The following is a 15,690-nucleotide window of genomic DNA, read 5'->3' as shown; positions in this document are numbered from 1 at the left end:
CGAAGCGGTCATCAGACCTGCATGATCTCGGCTTCCTTTTCCGACAGAAGCTTGTCGATCGTCGCGATGGTCTCGTCCGTCATCTTCTGCACGCGGTCGGACTGCACGCGCGCCTCGTCCTGGCTGATCTCGCCATCCTTTTCGGCCTTTTTGAGGTGCTCCATGCCGTCACGGCGCACATGGCGCGCGGCCACACGCGCCTGTTCCGCATATTGATGGGCGATCTTCACCAGTTCCTTGCGCCGCTCCTCGTTGAGCTCGGGCAGGGGAATGCGCAGCGTCGCGCCTTCGACGATCGGATTGAAGCCCAGATTGGCTTCGCGGATCGCCCGGTCCACCGCGCCCACCAGGCTCTGGTCCCAGACGGAGACGGAGATCATCCGCGGCTCCGGCACCGAAACGGTGGCGACCTGGTTGACGGGCATGGAACTCCCATAGGCATCCACATGGATCGGATCGAGCAGGTTGGCCGAGGCGCGGCCCGTCCTGAGCGAGGCGATATCGTGCTTGAACGCGCTGATCGCTCCGTCGAAGCGCCGGTGCAGATCCTTGAAATCAATGCCATCCGGCATTTTGAGCCTCCTTACGCACTTACTTCCTTCTGGGCAGCCGGATCATCGTCGACGATGGTGCAGTGCCCTCCACCCCGCAGAATGGCTCCAAACCCGCCCGCTTCATGAATCGAGAAAACGATTATCGGAATGTTGTTCTCGCGCGCAAGGGCAATTGCAGCCGTGTCCATAATGGCCAGCCCATCGCGCATGACGCGGTCATGAGTGATGCGATCGTAGCGCAGCGCATTCTTGTCCTTGCGCGGATCGGCCGAATAGACCCCGTCCACCTGCGTGCCCTTGAAGAGTGCATCCGCGCCGATCTCGGCCGCCCGCAAGGCTGCCGCCGAATCGGTCGTGAAGAAGGGATTGCCGGTGCCGCCGGCGAAAATGACCACCTTGCCGGCGTTCATATAGGCCATGGCCTGGCGCTGGGAAAAGCTCTCGCAAAGCTCCGGCATGGCGATGGCGGAAAGAACGACCGCATCGACGCCGATCTTGATCAATGAAGTGCGCAGCGCCAGCGAATTGATGACGGTGGCGAGCATGCCCATGTGATCGCCGGTCACCCGGTCGCCGCCCTTCGAGGCAACCGCCACGCCGCGAAAGATGTTGCCACCGCCGATGACGACACCGACCTCGACGCCCAGCGAGCGGGCATCGGCGATGTCGGCCGCGATCTGGTCGACGACGGACACGTCGATGCCGAAACCCTGCTTTCCCATCAGAGCCTCTCCCGAGGCCTTCAGCACGACACGGCGATATCGTGGGGTCAAACCGATCGTCTCCTCTTCGTCAGGCGCTGGCGTTCCCGAGCGGAGCATGCAGGTCGGCTCGGGGGCTCGTCAAATGCCCCCTACACGAAGGGCACCGCGTTGTCACGCGGTGCCCTCCTGGTCCGGACCTCGAAAGCCCGTCGATAGACGCGATTACTTCTTCGCCGCGGCGGCGACCTCGGCAGCGAAATCGGATTCCTCGCGCTCGACGCCCTCGCCCAGCGCAAAGCGGACAAAACCGGTGATCGCCGCCGGCGCGCCGATCTCCTTCTCCGCTTCCTTGAGCGCCTTCTCGACCGTCAGGTCGGGGTTGATGACGAAAGCCTGCTTGATGAGCACGACCTCCTCGTAGAACTTGCGCAGCCGGCCTTCCACCATCTTCTCGATGATATTCTCCGGCTTGCCGGACTGGCGGGCCTGATCGGAGAAGATCTCCTTCTCGCGGGCGACGGCGGCCGGATCCACCTCCGCTTCCGTCAGCGCCAGCGGGTTGGTGGCCGCGACATGCATGGCGACCTGGCGGCCGAAAGCACGGGCAGCCTCGGCATTGCCCTCGGTCTCGATCGCCACCAGAACGCCGATCTTGCCCAGCCCCTCGGCCACGACATTATGCGCATAGGTCGCAACCGCGCCCTTGCCGACCGACAGCTTGGCGGAACGGCGCAGCGACATGTTCTCGCCGATCGTGGCGATCGCGTCACGGATCGAATCCGTGACGGACTTGCCGCTGCCCGGATAGGCCGCAGCCGCGACGGCCTCGACGCTGCCATCGGTGCCGAGCGCCACCTGGGCCACATTGCGGACCAGTTCCTGGAAGGCGTCGTTGCGTGCAACGAAATCGGTCTCGGAATTCACCTCGACCACCACCGCGCTCGAGGCGTCGGACGCGATGCCGATCAGGCCTTCGGCCGCCGTGCGACCCGCCTTCTTGTCGGCCTTGGAGATGCCCTTCTTGCGCAGCCAGTCGACGGCGGCCTCCAGATCGCCGCCCGTCTCGGCAAGCGCGGTCTTGCAGTCCATCATGCCCGCGCCCGTCATGTCGCGCAGTTGCTTGACCAGTGCTGCTGAAATGCTCATCGTCGCCTCTCTATAATTCAAGTGGGTCGCCCCCTGGGCGACCCGGAAAAGAACGGAAAGGTCCGGAGACCTTTCTCTTTAAGCGTTGCCGGCCTGCTCAGGCTCTGTCGGCGTCTCCGCGGGAGCTTCGGCCGGCGTCTCCGCCGGGGTTTCCTCCAGCGCGGGCTCCGCCGGCGTCTCCGCCGCGGCGCCGACATCCATGCCCATCGCACCCTGCTGGCGCTCGATGCCGTCGATGGCCGCCTTGGCGATCAGGTCGCAATAAAGCGCGATCGCACGCGCGGCATCGTCATTGCCCGGGATCGGATAATCGACCACGTCCGGATCGCAGTTGGAATCGATGATGGCGATGACCGGGATGCCCAGCCGGCGGGCTTCCTGCACCGCGATCGCCTCCTTGTTGGTGTCGATCACGAACATCATGTCGGGCGTCGAGCCCATGTCGCGGATACCGCCCAGCGCGCGCTCCAGTTTGTCGCGTTCGCGCTCGAGGTTCAGCCGCTCCTTCTTGGTGAGGCCCAGATTCTCGCTCACGAGCATCTCATCCAGCTTGCGCAGGCGCTGGATCGAGTTGGAGATCGTCTTCCAGTTCGTCAGCATGCCGCCCAGCCAGCGGGAATTGACATAGTACTGCGCCGACCGGCGGGCCGCATCGGCCACGATGTCGGAGGCCTGGCGCTTGGTCCCCACGAACAGCACGCGGCCACCCTTGGCCACGGTGTCGGAAACCATCTTCAGCGCCTGGTGCAGGAGCGGCACCGTCTGGCTCAGATCGATGATGTGGATGTTGTTGCGGGCGCCGAAGATGTAGGACGCCATTTTCGGATTCCAGCGGTGGGTCTGGTGGCCGAAGTGAACGCCGGCTTCAAGCAGCTGGCGCATGCTGTAGTCAGGCAATGCCATTCTCGTATCCTTTCCGGTTAAGCCTCCGCGGATCCTCAGGCGACAGCGCCGCCACCGGAGGTGTCTGCCGGATTTCTCCCGGACAGAGACCCATGATCCGCGTGTGGAATGCGCGCGCATATAGAGGCATATGCGCTTCATTGCAAGTCTTGCGCCCGTCAGTCCTTCGTTTCGGGCTCGCAGGGCTGCTGTTCGAACACGGCAAGATCGACGAGTTTCGCCGACATGGCGTAATCGGCATAACGGATGACCATGTCGCGCTGCACGCCGCCCTCATGCAGCTTGAAGCTCACATTGTAGTCGCTGGTCTCCTCGCCGTCCGCCTGCTCGTTGTCTCCGTCGAAATAAGCGGCGGTGACGGGAAGGAAGCTATCGGCGGCAAGCTCGCCGAGCGCCTCCTTCTCCGCGTCGTCCTCCGCGACGGGCTTCGGATCGCCGACGACGACCGAGACCGTCACGGCATGGTCGGTGAATTCGGTACCGTCGAAGATCGCCGTCTCGTAGAAGCGTTCGCCGGCCTTCGCCTTGCCGAGAAGCTCGCGAAGCTGGGCAGTGGGAAAGAGCGTCGGTGCGAATCGCTTCTCCACCTGTTCCGGCTGCTCGTAATCGACCACGGTGCCTTCCCCTTCCAGCCGGGCGGTGCCCCTCACCTCGCTGTCCAGCTGCTCGTCGACGAAGGATTTCGTTACGAAGCGGAACGTCTTGCTGTCGGCGGCCTCGAAGCTCGTCACCTGCTGGTCCACGAGATTCGGCCCCTCGGCCATCTCAAAGCGCATGACAATGCGCGACTTGAGGGTGTAGCCTTCGCAGGCGGAACCGGAGAACTCGAAAACCCAGCGGCCGGTGAGGCCGCCGATGTCCGACTTGTCGCTGGTTTCGAGAAGTGCCAGATCATAGACCGCCCGGTGCGGCATGAGCATCTGCGCCGATGCGGCACCCGACATGACGATGCCGAGCAGGATCGCGATACAGGGGAAAACGAGGCGCGATGGGCGCATATGGCAACTCCGTCATCGAACGGTTCTACAATCGGGCTTAACAGACACGGTGGGCCTCTGTCGTGACGAAAGATGGGCGATGTTGCAAGAGGTCACCAGCGAGGAAGAAAAAATGAGCGATGCGATCGACAAAAGGCTTCTCGAATTGGGCGTCGAACTGCCGGCGCCGGCTGCGCCCGCCGCCAACTACGTTCCTTTCGTGCAGGTGGGCGACATGCTGTTCACCTCGGGCCAACTGCCGATCAAGGATGGAAAGCTGATGGCCATGGGCCTGCTCGGCCGGGAACTCGGCACCGAGGCCGGCAAGCTCGCCGCCAAATGGTGCGCCGTCAACGTGCTGGCCCAGGCGCGCGCCGCGCTGGGCGATCTCGAGCGCATCAAGCGCATCGTCAAGATCACGGTTTATGTGGCCTCGACGCCGGATTTCATCGAACACCACCTCGTGGCCAACGGCGCATCGGACTTCCTCGCCGCCGCACTGGGCGAGCGCGGCCGTCACGCGCGCTCCGCGGTGGGCATGGTCTGCCTGCCCCTGAACGCCCCGGTCGAAATCGAAGCGATGATCGAAGTGGCTTGAGGACGCTTCCATGACCGACCTTTCCTGGCTGACGGCGCGGCCCGTCGCCCATCGCGGCCTGCACGACATGAACGGTGAGCGGTGGGAAAACACGCCCGCCGCCTTTCGGGCAGCAATGGAGCGCGGCTATGCGATCGAGTGCGACGTCCATATGAGCGCCGACGGCGTCCCCGTCATCTTCCATGACCACGAGTTGAACAGGCTCACGGGACGGGACGGCAAGGTGTGGCAGCGCACGGCGGCGGAGCTGTGCACCCTCGCAATTGGCGGCACACAGGAGCGCATTCCGACCCTGGCCGACACGCTTTCCCTTGTGAACGGCACCGTGCCGCTCGTCATCGAGTTGAAGGGCGCGGTCGGCCATGACGAAGGGCTCGTGGATGGTGTGCTTGCCCGCCTGCGCGGCTATCAGGGCCAGGTGGCGCTCATGTCTTTCGACCACCGAATCCTCCGGGAACTCGGACGCAAAGCGCAGGACGTCCCGATCGGGCTTACGGCCGAGGGCGAGGCGGAGAACGCGATCGAGGCGCATTTCTCGATGCTCGCACACCGGATCTCCTTCGTGTCCTATGCGGTCGCACACCTCCCCAACCCCTTCATCGCCTTCGTGCGCGGGCGCCTTTCAATGCCGGTCATCACCTGGACCGTGCGCAACGAAGCGGACATGGAGAAATCCTTCCGCTACGCCGATCAGATCACGTTTGAGGGTTTTGTCCCTTGAAGGTGATGAAAGCGCCACCCGCAGGACTTATGTTCTGATCCGATGGCAGCACAACACGACAGGGACGGCGGGGAAGCGACGGCGAGCCTGATGGCCGCGACGAGTCTCGATGCCTTCACGCCGGAAGAGTGGGCGAGCCTGGCGGAAGCCACGCGGGGTGACCGGGCCTACAACCCCTTCATTTCCCACAGTTTCCTGAGCGCTCTGGAGGAAAGCGGCTGCGCCACGCAGGATACCGGCTGGTTCGGCCAGCATCTGAGGCTCGAAAGCGCCGACGGGAAGCTCCTCGGCGCCGTGCCCTGCTACCTGAAATCGCACAGCCAGGGCGAATATGTGTTCGACCATGGCTGGGCCGACGCGCTGGAGCGCGCCGGCGGCCGGTACTACCCGAAGCTGCAGGTCTCGGTACCCTTCACCCCCGTTACGGGTCCGCGCCTGCTCGTCGCCCGCGACGCCGATCCCGGCGACGTGCGCCACGCGCTCGCGGAGGGTCTCAAGACCCTGACGGATCGGCTCGGCGTCTCCTCGCTTCACGTCACCTTTGCACAGGAGGACGAGGTCTGTGTTCTCGACCGCGCCGGCTTCCTGACGCGCACGGACCAGCAGTTCCACTTCTTCAACGAAGGATACGGCTCCTACGATGACTTCCTGGGCTCCCTCGCTTCCCGCAAGCGCAAAGCGCTGAAGAAGGAGCGGCGCGCGGCCCTCGAAGCTGGCATCGAGATCGACTGGCTCACCGGACGCGATCTCACGGAAGCGGCCTGGGACGATTTCTTCGCCTTCTACATGGACACGGGCAGCCGCAAATGGGGGCGGCCTTATCTCAACCGCCGCTTCTTCTCCCTCATCGGCGAGCGGATGGCGGACGACGTCCTGCTCGTGATGGCCAGGCGTGCCGGCCGCCACATCGCCGGCGCCATCAACTTCATCGGAGGCGACGCGCTCTACGGCCGCAACTGGGGTACCATCGAGCACCATCCCTTCCTGCATTTCGAGGTCTGTTACCACCAGGCGATCGAGTTCGCCATCGCGAGAGGGCTGAAGCGGGTGGAAGCGGGCGCGCAGGGGGAGCACAAGCTCGCCCGCGGCTATCTGCCCGTCACCACCCACTCCGCCCACTACATCGCCCATCCGGGCCTGCGCCGCGCGGTGGCCGACTACCTGGCGCGCGAACGCCGGGAGGTCGAGGCGATCGGCGGCCTCTTGGCGGAGCACTCACCCTACAAGAAGGCATGACAATGCCGGCGGCGGGCTTGACCGCCGCGCCGGCACCTCCCAAACATCGGCGGCGCCCAATATCCGCAAGCTAGAAAGCGAGTCCAGCATGACGGCTTATGACAACGACAATCCCTTCGCCAAGATCCTGCGCGGGGAACTGCCGGCTTACAAGATCTACGAGGATGCCGAGACATTCGCCTTCATGGACATCATGCCGCGCAGTCCGGGACATTGCCTGGTGATCCCGAAACGCCCTTGCCGCAACCTCCTCGATGCGGACCCGGCGGTACTCGCACCCCTAATGCAAGTCGCCCGGAAACTCTCCAGGGCAGCCATGGCCGCCATGGACGCCGATGGCGTCATGGTCGCGCAGTTCAACGAGGCCGCCTCCGGCCAGACCGTGTTTCACCTGCACGTCCACGTCATTCCCTGCTTCGAGGGAAGGCGTCTCGGCCCGGAGGGCGGGCCGATGGAAAAACCGGATGTCCTGAACGAAAACGCGCGCAAGATCCGCGAGGCGCTGGACGCAGACGCGGAACGCTGATCGTGGACATCCCCGTTCTGGTCATCAACCTCGATCGCTCGAAGGAGCGGTGGGAAGGAATGATGGCACGCGCCGCGGCCGCCGGCTTCGTGCCCCAGCGCATCCCGGCGGTCGACGGAAATGCCGTTGATCCCTCGCAGCGCGGAGACTTGCAGACGTGGAAATTCCGGCTCTGGCATGGCCGCAACCCGCTGGGAACCGAATATGGCTGCTATATGAGCCATATGCGCGCCTTGGAACGGGTCATCGCCGAAGGCTGGCCCTACGCCGTCATCCTGGAAGACGATGCCGACTTCCGCCCCGATTTCGTGCCGCGCATCGAAGCGCTGGCGCGCCTTGACCCCGCGCCAGGCGTGGTGAAGCTCTACAACCACCGGATCAAGGGCTTCCTCGCCAAGGCGCGGACGGAAGCGGGCGACGATGTCGGCCGCTGCATCCACGGTCCGCTCGGCTCCGCCATGGGATACCTGGTTTCACGCCCGGCGGCCGGGAAGCTGCGCGAGGCCCTGCTCCCGGCCTATCTTCCCTACGATATAGCACTCGAACGCGGATGGGCACACGGCGTCGCGGTAGCGACCACGAAAAAGCCGCTGCTCCGCCCCGCCAAATCCGCCTCCACCATCTCGCCGGCCGGCTACCGCAAGACCAAGTTCCCCTTCTACATGCGCATTCCGACGGCGCTTTTCCGCGGCCAGGATTATCTGCGGCGGGCGGTCTTTGCCGTACTTGGCTGAGCGCCTCGGCCACCCCGGCGCATGCATCCCTACATCCAGGTCGCCACTTTGACGGCGTTCCGCTTTTGCAGGTGGTAGTAGCAGTAGAAGCCGAAGGCTGCGGAAAACCACATATAGGACTCGCCCAGCGCGAGCCGGATATTCGAATTGCTGAAGATCGTTATGCAGAAGAACAGGAACACCGTGACATATGCCTGAAAGGCGGCAGGGTCGACGACGCCCTCGCGCTTTGCGCGCCAGACCTGCCTGATCGCCCAAAAGAAGAGCACCGCGTAGAAGGTCAGTCCGACAATCCCGTACCGGATCGCGATCTCCAGATAGCCGTTGTGGATCAGATTGTAGTCGGCCGCCGGATAGGCGCGCGTCTGCCATTCATGCAGCCAGGTCACGCCCTGCCCGAAGATCGGATCCTTCGCCCATATCAGGATGGCGCTCGCCCAAAGCATCAGGCGCTCGCGGAAACTGCCGGGCAGCGCATCGTCATGGATGGCGCGATCGACGTCCTCAAGCACGTTTGCGTCACCGAATATGCCGGCCAGCAGCTTTGCAGCCGCCTCGGCCGTGTCGCCGGCGACCGCCAGGATGCCGTCCCATGCCGCCACGACCGTGGCGGCCAGCACCGCAAAGGAAAGGAACACGATCACGAGGAGCGCCCGCCGGGCGTGGCGCACGGTTGCGATCATGAGCAGCTGAACCGGAAGCGCGATGGCCAGAGCGAGCCAAACCCCCTTGGATTCGAGCGCGTAGATGTTGGCGAGTCCCAGGAACAAGGTTGCGATCGAAAGGACGGTAAGTCCGGCGCGCAGGCCGGGCCGCATGTCGCTGGACTGCAGGAGATAATTCGCAAAGGGCAACATGCAGAGCACGATCATGCCCTGCCCGACGGCTGCATGAATGGGATTGGCGTGAAGGACCACCTCGGTCCGATACCCGCCGACGACGGCCGGAAGGTCCAGGGAGTACAACGCCACCAGGAAGCTGATCAGAAGGAAACAGCAGGCCACCACGAGCGGACGGCGGATGAACAGGAAGAGAGCATATCCCGAAATCGGGTACAGCAGCGGAAAGATATAGATACCCTCGGACGACCCGATTCCGAAATTTCCATGGAATGAGTAGCTGTAGAAGAACCTTGCGACGACATAGAGCCCCCACCCTATGCAGGCAAAGCCCATATAGCCTATCAGGACTTTCTCGTCCGACAGAAAATCCTTGTAGAAATAGTAGACGGTGACCGGCAGAAGGGTTGCGAGCGCGGCATATCTGTAGGCGTCCGACTCCACCCAGACCGCGGAAAGGAAGACGAGAAGGACAGCATAGGCCGGCATATCCTTGGCGAGTTGCGCCGGAGCGGCTCTGCCATGCTGGGTACTGGACAACGATTTCACTCTCCGGTCGATCGGCAGCCGCCTCTCGATTCAGCACAAACGAGGGCTCTGACGATGGAAGAGAAAACCCGAAGCATCGACGCTCTCATCATCCGGCACACCGCTTCCACCGCCCAGAAAAAGCGACGAGGGGCGAGCGGCCCCTATTTCAGATTGCCCCTCTTGGCACGGGAAACGTGCGGTGTCGATATCATGGCATGTCCAGCCACAAGAGGCTTCCACAGAGAACCCCCTCGCCCACAGCGATGCCGACCAGGACTTTCTTCCCGGAAGCGAGATAGGCAACGAACCCCAGCCCCGCCGCCCCGATCCGCAGGAAGAGCGGCGTGGACGCGAGCATGCCGGTCGGAAAGATGATCAGGTTCGCGATGACGGCGGCGACCAGGCCGGTGGCAATGCACCGCACCAGGACGAGCACTTCCGATTCCTCGGTCATCCGGCCGCCGAGATAGACCCCGAGAAAGCGCCAGAAATCGGTGGCAAGCCATCCGCCGAGCAGGATGAAGAGATAGGGCCACCACCAGGCGTCGAATGCGGTGAAGCTCACCCTGCCCGCCCCCGCTTCGAGAAAAGGTGGATGCCGAAGGCGGCCAAGCCTGCGAGCAGGCCGGCTGCGACGAGGTCGAAACCTGGCGTGAGCACGTGGAACACAGGCCCGATGAGCAGGCCGAGGATCATCGCCGCCTGCCCTGCGCGCTCGCGCGCCGAGCTCCAAAGCGACGTCAGGAAGTAAAGCGGCGTCAGAAAGAAAAGGGCGGCCGACAACGTGGGAGGAAGCCGTCCCGCGAGCAGGAACACGACGGCCACCACGCCCATATTCATGAGCACCAGTGTCGAGCCGAGCCCCGCGTAATAGACGGTGCGCATCGGCCGCGGCACGCGCGGCAGCCGCTCCATGGCCAGCACCCACGAGGTGACGGCGACGAAATGCGAAAGAAGGTAGAGCACCCATGGGCGCGTCTTCGGCGTACGCATCTCAGGCGTGAGCGCCACGACCATGGGAGCAAGCCGCACCGATGAGAGCGCGACGGCGAAGGCTGCCGCGGGCAGGCCGCTGCCCGCCATGATCGCGCCCACGAGCACCACCTTGGCAGGCAGCGCCCAGACGATCCCCGTCATGAAGACGGTCTGCGCCAGACTGAGCCCGGCATCGCGGGCGAGACCCGCGAAACCGATAAAGGCGCTGGCGAGGATCAGGCCCGGCACCGAAAAGGCCGCGCGCTGGCCGCGCAGGAACCAGAGGCCGCGCCGGGTGTCCGTTTCCGGTTCGAGGGATGCTCGCTCGTTCATTCGGGGCCGCATAGCATGGACCCGCAGAGCATGCGACATCGGCGCAGGGGTTGCTTGGTTCAAGAACGAACCATGCTTGCACCAGATGAAGCCTCCGCGCGCTCTTGTTCTTCACGCAAAAGACAGGGCGCGGGTCCCGTGGGGCCCGCGCCCTTCTTCATTCTCGATGCGAGCCGCGTCAGCTCTTGCGCGGCAGTTGCGGCACGAGGCTGCGCTTCGGCGGCTCCTGCACGGCCGGCGGGCGCTTCGCCGTCTTGGGCTTCGCCTTCTTGGCCGTGCTGCGCTTCGCCGCCGCCTTGCGCGCCGGCGGGGTCTCGCGCTTGGGCTTCACCGGCGCATCGTCCGGGATCGTCTCCAGCTTCAGCCCGGTCTCGCCATTCTCCTTGGTCTCGACCGTGACCTTCACCGTGCCGCCGCGCCGGAGCTTGCCGAACAGCACCTCCTCGGCGAGCGGCTTCTTGATATGCTCCTGAATCACACGGCCGAGCGGACGGGCGCCCATGCGCTCGTCATAGCCCTTCTCGGCAAGCCAGGCGACGGCATCGTCGGAGAGGTCAAAGGTGACCTTGCGCTCGGCCAGCTGTGCCTCGAGCTGCATGACGAATTTCTGCACCACCTGATGTACCACCGGCACCGGCAGAGCGCCGAACGGAATGACGGAGTCGAGGCGATTGCGGAACTCCGGCGAGAAGAGCCGGTTGATCGCCTCCATATCGTCGCCCTCGCGCCTGGACGAGCCGAAGCCGATCGCCGGCTTTGCCAGGTCCGCCGCCCCCGCATTGGTCGTCATGATCAGGATGACGTTGCGGAAGTCGATGCGCTTGCCGTTGTGGTCCGTCAGCTTGCCATGATCCATTACCTGCAGCAGGATGTTGAACAGGTCCGGGTGCGCCTTCTCGATCTCGTCGAGCAGGAGCACGCAGTGCGGGTGCTGGTCGACGCCGTCGGTGAGCAGACCGCCCTGGTCGAAGCCGACATAGCCGGGAGGCGCACCGATCAGCCGCGAGACCGTGTGGCGCTCCATATATTCGGACATGTCGAAGCGCAGCAGCTCCACGCCCAACGAAGCCGCGAGCTGCTTGGCGACCTCGGTCTTGCCGACGCCCGTGGGGCCGGAGAAGAGATAGGAGCCGATCGGCTTCTCGGGCTCGCGCAGGCCCGCGCGGGCAAGCTTGATCGCCGAGGCGAGCGCCTCGATCGCCTTCTCCTGGCCGTAGACCACGCGTTTCAGCTCGGCTTCCAGCCCCACCAACACCTTCTCGTCGTCGGCCGAGACGGTCTTCGGCGGGATGCGCGCCATGGTGGCGATGGTGGTCTCGATCTCCTTGACCGTGATCGTCTTGCGCCGCTTGGATTCGGGCAACAGCTTCTGCGAGGCGCCGGTCTCGTCGATCACGTCGATCGCCTTGTCCGGCAGCTTGCGGTCGTTGATATAGCGGGCCGAAAGCTCCACCGCGGCCTTCACCGCCTCGTTGGTGTACTTCACCCTGTGGAAGTCCTCGAAATAAGGCTTCAGCCCCTTCATGATCTCGATCGCGTCGGTCACCGTCGGCTCGTTCACGTCGATCTTCTGGAAGCGGCGCACCAGCGCCCGGTCCTTCTCGAAGAACTGGCGGAACTCCTTGTAGGTGGTCGAGCCGATGCAGCGGATCGCACCCGAGGAGAGAGCCGGCTTCAACAGGTTGGAGGCATCCATCGCGCCGCCGGAAGTGGCGCCCGCGCCGATCACCGTATGGATCTCGTCGATGAACAGGATGGCGCCGGGGAAATCCTCGAGCTCCTTGACCACCTGCTTCAGTCGCTCCTCGAAATCGCCGCGATAGCGGGTGCCCGCGAGCAGCGTGCCCATGTCGAGCGCGAAGATCGTGGCATCGGCCAGCACGTCCGGCACGTCGCCCTCGACGATGCGCTTGGCGAGGCCCTCCGCGATCGCGGTCTTGCCGACGCCGGGATCGCCCACATAAAGCGGGTTGTTCTTGGAGCGGCGGCAAAGCACCTGGATGGTGCGGTTGATCTCGCTTTCGCGGCCGATCAGCGGGTCGATGCGCCCGGCCCTCGCCTTGGCGTTGAGGTTGACGCAATAGGCCGACAGGGCGTCCTGCTGCTGCTTCTTCTTCGCGCCTTCCTCTGTCTCCGCGCCGGCGGCACCCGCCTGATCCTCGTCCGCCCCGCGCGGCGCGCGGGCATCGGAGGCGCCGGGGCGCTTGGCGATGCCGTGGCTGATATAGTTGACCGCGTCATAGCGGGTCATCTGTTGTTCCTGCAGGAAATAGGCGGCATGGCTCTCGCGCTCGGCGAAGATCGCAACGAGCACGTTGGCGCCGGAGACTTCCTCGCGGCCGGAGGACTGCACATGGATGACGGCGCGCTGGATCACGCGCTGGAAGCCGGCCGTGGGCTTCGAATCCTCGTCATAGCCGGTGACGAGATTGTCGAGCTCACCGTCGATATAGTCGACGACCGTCCGCCTCAGCTCGTCGAGATCCACATTGCACGCCCGCATGACGGCGGCCGCATCCGTGTCGTCGATCAGAGCCAGGAGAAGATGCTCGAGCGTGGCATATTCGTGATGGCGTTCATTGGCATAGGTGAGCGCTTGGTGAAGCGCGCGTTCCAGGCCCTGCGAGAAAGCCGGCATTCATGACCTCATTTCTTCTCCATCACGCATTGCAGCGGATGCTGATGCTGACGGGCAAAATCCATGACCTGAGCCACCTTGGTCTCGGCCACTTCGAACGTGTAGATACCGCATTCGCCCACCCCATGATTGTGGACGTGCAGCATGATCCTTGTCGCTGCCTCCCGGTCCTTCTGGAAGAACCGCTCCAGAACGTGAATGACGAACTCCATGGGCGTGTAATCATCATTCAAAAGCAGTACGCGATAGAGACTCGGCTTCTTCGTCTTGGTCCTGGTGCGCGTGATGACTGCCGTGCCGCGCCCCGTTCTGTTGCCTTCGTCGTCCCCACGGCTCATCCGCAAAGCGTCGCGTGGCATGTTTCTCTCGCCGATCCCAGTTGTCCCATGCTTTCCGTCGCAGCTCTCCATGAGCTGTGACATGTAGGTGCTCGATGGATGATTTTAAGCCCTTCTGTCGTGCTGACAATACGCATTGCACTCCCGCCCCGCTCAATTTTTCAGCATGCAAACGCTGCCGGTCCCGACCTCGGGACATACCGGACGCCCCGGGGGTGCCGCGGCTGAACGTCTCGCAGGGTGCGATGGGACGGACCCGGCGTCCACACCTCTCCTAATTAGGAACGGGTTGGCTCATTTCAAAGGGCGGCTGCCGATTACGGCACCGGGACGACGCCCCTTTTTCCACAGCAGGTCCGCCTCCGGCATCTTACGGGCGAAAATCGTCGCACACGCCGCATTCTCGCCTCATCAACAGGACATCGCAGGCGAGGGGAACTCTGTAAATCAGGAATCAAATGCGCATCGAATTCGAAAAATCCCGTCAAGCAATGGCTCACCATAACGAATTGGTAATCCTGCTTACCTAGGGTCAGCCAATCGGGGTCTGCGGACGCACAGGTCCGCGGAAGGAACAATTGCTTTGATGGGTGTGGTTGTGCGTCAAGCGCTCGCAGGGAAGATACGTCAATTCTGCAATCTTGCGACAGTGGCCCTCGCCGTTGGGGCCTTCGTCGTCGCTTCGGCCGCCACGGCTGCGGCAAATCCGAAATATGCCGGCATCGTCGTCGACGCCAAGACGGGCAAGGTCCTCTACGAGGACAATGCCGACGCGTCGCGCTATCCGGCCTCGTTGACCAAGATGATGACGCTCTATCTCGTCTTCGAGGCGCTCTCGACCGGACGCATCTCGAAGAACACCCGCGTCACCTTCTCGGCGAACGCCGCCAAGGAGCCGCCGACCAAGCTCGGCGTGAAGGCGGGCAACAGCATCACGGTGGAACAGGCGATCCTTGCCCTGATCACCCGGTCGGCCAACGACGCCGCCACGGCGGTGGCGGAGCATCTCGGCGGCTCGGAAGCGGGCTTCGCCCGGATGATGACGGCCAAGGCGCGCCAGCTCGGCATGAATTCGACCACCTTCCGCAACGCGCACGGCCTGCCCAACAGCGAGCAGCGGACAACCGCCCGCGACATGGCGCGCCTCGGCATCGCACTGCGTGAGCATTTTCCGCAGTATTACGACTATTTCTCCACCCGCTCCTTCGTCTTTGCCGGCAAGCGCATCAACGGCCACAACAACCTGCTCGGCCGGGTGAAGGGCGCCGACGGCATCAAGACGGGCTACATCCGCGCCTCGGGCTTCAACCTCGTCTCCTCCGTCTCGACCGGCAATCGGCAGATCGTCGCCGTCGTCCTGGGCGGCAGAACGGCGCGCGCTCGCGACGCGCATATGGTCGACCTCATCCAGCGCACCCTGCCCAAGGCCTCCACCGGCCGCAGCCGCGACCTGATCGCCAAGGCGCCTCCCATCAAGCCGGCCATCACGAACGCGCAGCCGGTTCTGGCCTCAGTGGCCGCCCTGCCCAAGCAGGCGCCGCTGCCGCCGGAGCGCCCCGAAATCCCTGTCACGGCCTATGCGGACGACCCCATCCCGAGCGCCAAGGCCGCGCTCGCGGAAGCCGTCATGGAGAACGACGCCGTGGACCCGGTGGCGACCGCCTCGACGCCGGTTTCGGGCTGGGTGATCCAGGTTGCTTCCACTCCGACCGAGGAGGACGCACGCCGCGTGCTCACCCAGACGGCCGATCGCGCATCGAACATCCTCTCCGCGGCCAAGCCCTTCACCGAGACCTTCGTCCTCAAGGGCCAGACCTACTACCGCGCCCGCTTCGGAGGCTTCGAAAGCAAGACCGCGGCCTGGGACGCCTGCGCCTCGCTCAAGAAGAAGAGCGTGGATTGCTACGCGGTGCAGAACTAGCCTCCTGCTCCGGCCC

16 protein-coding genes are annotated in these 15,690 nt (G+C 64.1%); 6 read left to right on the top strand and 10 right to left on the bottom strand.

All coding sequences use genetic code 11. The features are described 5' to 3' along the window. Window positions 1–11 precede the first annotated feature (11 nt). The 5 genes from frr to PVE73_RS12840 form a co-directional block, all read right to left on the bottom strand. Complete coding sequence (gene frr, locus PVE73_RS12860; protein ID WP_277367292.1) at window positions 12–572, bottom strand: ribosome recycling factor; 561 nt, start codon at window positions 570–572, stop codon at window positions 12–14. A gap of 11 nt (window positions 573–583) precedes the next feature. Further along, window positions 584–1,333 (bottom strand): UMP kinase, encoded by a 750-nt coding sequence (pyrH, locus tag PVE73_RS12855; protein ID WP_277367440.1) that lies wholly within the window; start codon window positions 1,331–1,333, stop codon window positions 584–586. Window positions 1,334–1,480: 147 nt separating this feature from the next. After that, complete coding sequence (gene tsf, locus PVE73_RS12850; protein WP_277367291.1) at window positions 1,481–2,404, bottom strand: translation elongation factor Ts; 924 nt, start codon at window positions 2,402–2,404, stop codon at window positions 1,481–1,483. Window positions 2,405–2,482: 78 nt separating this feature from the next. Next, complete coding sequence (rpsB, locus tag PVE73_RS12845; protein ID WP_277367290.1) at window positions 2,483–3,307, bottom strand: 30S ribosomal protein S2; 825 nt, start codon at window positions 3,305–3,307, stop codon at window positions 2,483–2,485. 158 nt (window positions 3,308–3,465) lie between these two features. After that, window positions 3,466–4,305 (bottom strand): cell envelope integrity EipB family protein, encoded by an 840-nt coding sequence (locus tag PVE73_RS12840; protein ID WP_277367289.1) that lies wholly within the window; start codon window positions 4,303–4,305, stop codon window positions 3,466–3,468. 112 nt (window positions 4,306–4,417) lie between these two features. On the opposite strand from PVE73_RS12840, the gene PVE73_RS12835 reads away from it, so the two are divergent. The 5 genes from PVE73_RS12835 to PVE73_RS12815 all read left to right on the top strand — a co-directional run bounded on the left by PVE73_RS12835 (window position 4,418) and on the right by PVE73_RS12815 (window position 8,099). Further along, window positions 4,418–4,882, top strand: a complete 465-nt coding sequence (locus PVE73_RS12835; RefSeq protein WP_277367288.1) for a RidA family protein — start codon at window positions 4,418–4,420, stop codon at window positions 4,880–4,882. A 10-nt stretch (window positions 4,883–4,892) separates the two neighbouring features. Continuing rightward, the gene (locus PVE73_RS12830; protein WP_277367287.1) at window positions 4,893–5,603 is read left to right on the top strand and encodes a glycerophosphodiester phosphodiesterase; all 711 of its coding nucleotides are present in this window, start codon (window positions 4,893–4,895) and stop codon (window positions 5,601–5,603) included. A gap of 90 nt (window positions 5,604–5,693) precedes the next feature. Beyond that, window positions 5,694–6,839 (top strand): GNAT family N-acetyltransferase, encoded by a 1,146-nt coding sequence (locus PVE73_RS12825; protein WP_277367286.1) that lies wholly within the window; start codon window positions 5,694–5,696, stop codon window positions 6,837–6,839. An 88-nt stretch (window positions 6,840–6,927) separates the two neighbouring features. Then, on the top strand, window positions 6,928–7,365 hold the full coding sequence (locus PVE73_RS12820; RefSeq protein WP_277367285.1) for an HIT family protein: 438 nt from the start codon (window positions 6,928–6,930) through the stop codon (window positions 7,363–7,365). Between the two features lie 2 nt (window positions 7,366–7,367). Continuing rightward, the gene (locus PVE73_RS12815; RefSeq protein WP_277367284.1) at window positions 7,368–8,099 is read left to right on the top strand and encodes a glycosyltransferase family 25 protein; all 732 of its coding nucleotides are present in this window, start codon (window positions 7,368–7,370) and stop codon (window positions 8,097–8,099) included. 29 nt (window positions 8,100–8,128) lie between these two features. Here PVE73_RS12815 and PVE73_RS12810 read toward each other — a convergent pair whose 3' ends face one another. The 5 genes from PVE73_RS12810 to clpS form a co-directional block, all read right to left on the bottom strand. Beyond that, complete coding sequence (locus PVE73_RS12810) at window positions 8,129–9,478, bottom strand: O-antigen ligase family protein (protein WP_277367283.1); 1,350 nt, start codon at window positions 9,476–9,478, stop codon at window positions 8,129–8,131. A gap of 199 nt (window positions 9,479–9,677) precedes the next feature. Continuing rightward, window positions 9,678–10,034, bottom strand: a complete 357-nt coding sequence (locus PVE73_RS12805; protein WP_277367282.1) for an AzlD domain-containing protein — start codon at window positions 10,032–10,034, stop codon at window positions 9,678–9,680. Then, window positions 10,031–10,777 (bottom strand): AzlC family ABC transporter permease, encoded by a 747-nt coding sequence (locus PVE73_RS12800; protein ID WP_277367281.1) that lies wholly within the window; start codon window positions 10,775–10,777, stop codon window positions 10,031–10,033. The genes PVE73_RS12805 and PVE73_RS12800 overlap by 4 nt, the downstream gene beginning before the upstream one ends. Window positions 10,778–10,955: 178 nt before the next feature. Next, on the bottom strand, window positions 10,956–13,415 hold the full coding sequence (gene clpA / locus PVE73_RS12795; RefSeq protein WP_277367280.1) for an ATP-dependent Clp protease ATP-binding subunit ClpA: 2,460 nt from the start codon (window positions 13,413–13,415) through the stop codon (window positions 10,956–10,958). 8 nt (window positions 13,416–13,423) lie between these two features. Next, window positions 13,424–13,753: an ATP-dependent Clp protease adapter ClpS gene (clpS, locus tag PVE73_RS12790; protein WP_277367439.1), complete on the bottom strand. Its 330-nt coding sequence runs from the start codon at window positions 13,751–13,753 to the stop codon at window positions 13,424–13,426. Between the two features lie 586 nt (window positions 13,754–14,339). Between clpS and PVE73_RS12785 the strand changes: the two genes are divergently transcribed. Continuing rightward, window positions 14,340–15,674, top strand: coding sequence for a D-alanyl-D-alanine carboxypeptidase family protein (locus PVE73_RS12785; protein WP_277367279.1), 1,335 nt, complete (start codon window positions 14,340–14,342; stop codon window positions 15,672–15,674). Window positions 15,675–15,690: the final 16 nt, after the last annotated feature.

Source organism: Chelativorans sp. AA-79, from assembly GCF_029457495.1.
GTDB lineage: Bacteria > Pseudomonadota > Alphaproteobacteria > Rhizobiales > Rhizobiaceae > Chelativorans.
Note: the sequence above shows the minus strand (reverse complement) of the source record. Positions and strands in the feature narration are given on the sequence as shown.

Excerpts from the sequence above, each read along its gene's own strand:
- frr (WP_277367292.1), bottom strand. The coding sequence starts at position 572 with ATGCCGGATGGCATTGATTTCAAGGATCTGCACCGGCGCTTCGACGGA.
- tsf (WP_277367291.1), bottom strand. The coding sequence starts at position 2,404 with ATGAGCATTTCAGCAGCACTGGTCAAGCAACTGCGCGACATGACGGGC.
- rpsB (WP_277367290.1), bottom strand. The coding sequence starts at position 3,307 with ATGGCATTGCCTGACTACAGCATGCGCCAGCTGCTTGAAGCCGGCGTT.
- PVE73_RS12840 (WP_277367289.1), bottom strand. The coding sequence starts at position 4,305 with ATGCGCCCATCGCGCCTCGTTTTCCCCTGTATCGCGATCCTGCTCGGC.
- PVE73_RS12835 (WP_277367288.1), top strand. The coding sequence starts at position 4,418 with ATGAGCGATGCGATCGACAAAAGGCTTCTCGAATTGGGCGTCGAACTG.
- PVE73_RS12830 (WP_277367287.1), top strand. The coding sequence starts at position 4,893 with ATGACCGACCTTTCCTGGCTGACGGCGCGGCCCGTCGCCCATCGCGGC.
- PVE73_RS12825 (WP_277367286.1), top strand. The coding sequence starts at position 5,694 with ATGGCCGCGACGAGTCTCGATGCCTTCACGCCGGAAGAGTGGGCGAGC.
- PVE73_RS12820 (WP_277367285.1), top strand. The coding sequence starts at position 6,928 with ATGACGGCTTATGACAACGACAATCCCTTCGCCAAGATCCTGCGCGGG.
- PVE73_RS12800 (WP_277367281.1), bottom strand. The coding sequence starts at position 10,777 with ATGAACGAGCGAGCATCCCTCGAACCGGAAACGGACACCCGGCGCGGC.
- clpA (WP_277367280.1), bottom strand. The coding sequence starts at position 13,415 with ATGCCGGCTTTCTCGCAGGGCCTGGAACGCGCGCTTCACCAAGCGCTC.
- clpS (WP_277367439.1), bottom strand. The coding sequence starts at position 13,753 with ATGAGCCGTGGGGACGACGAAGGCAACAGAACGGGGCGCGGCACGGCA.
- PVE73_RS12785 (WP_277367279.1), top strand. The coding sequence starts at position 14,340 with ATGGGTGTGGTTGTGCGTCAAGCGCTCGCAGGGAAGATACGTCAATTC.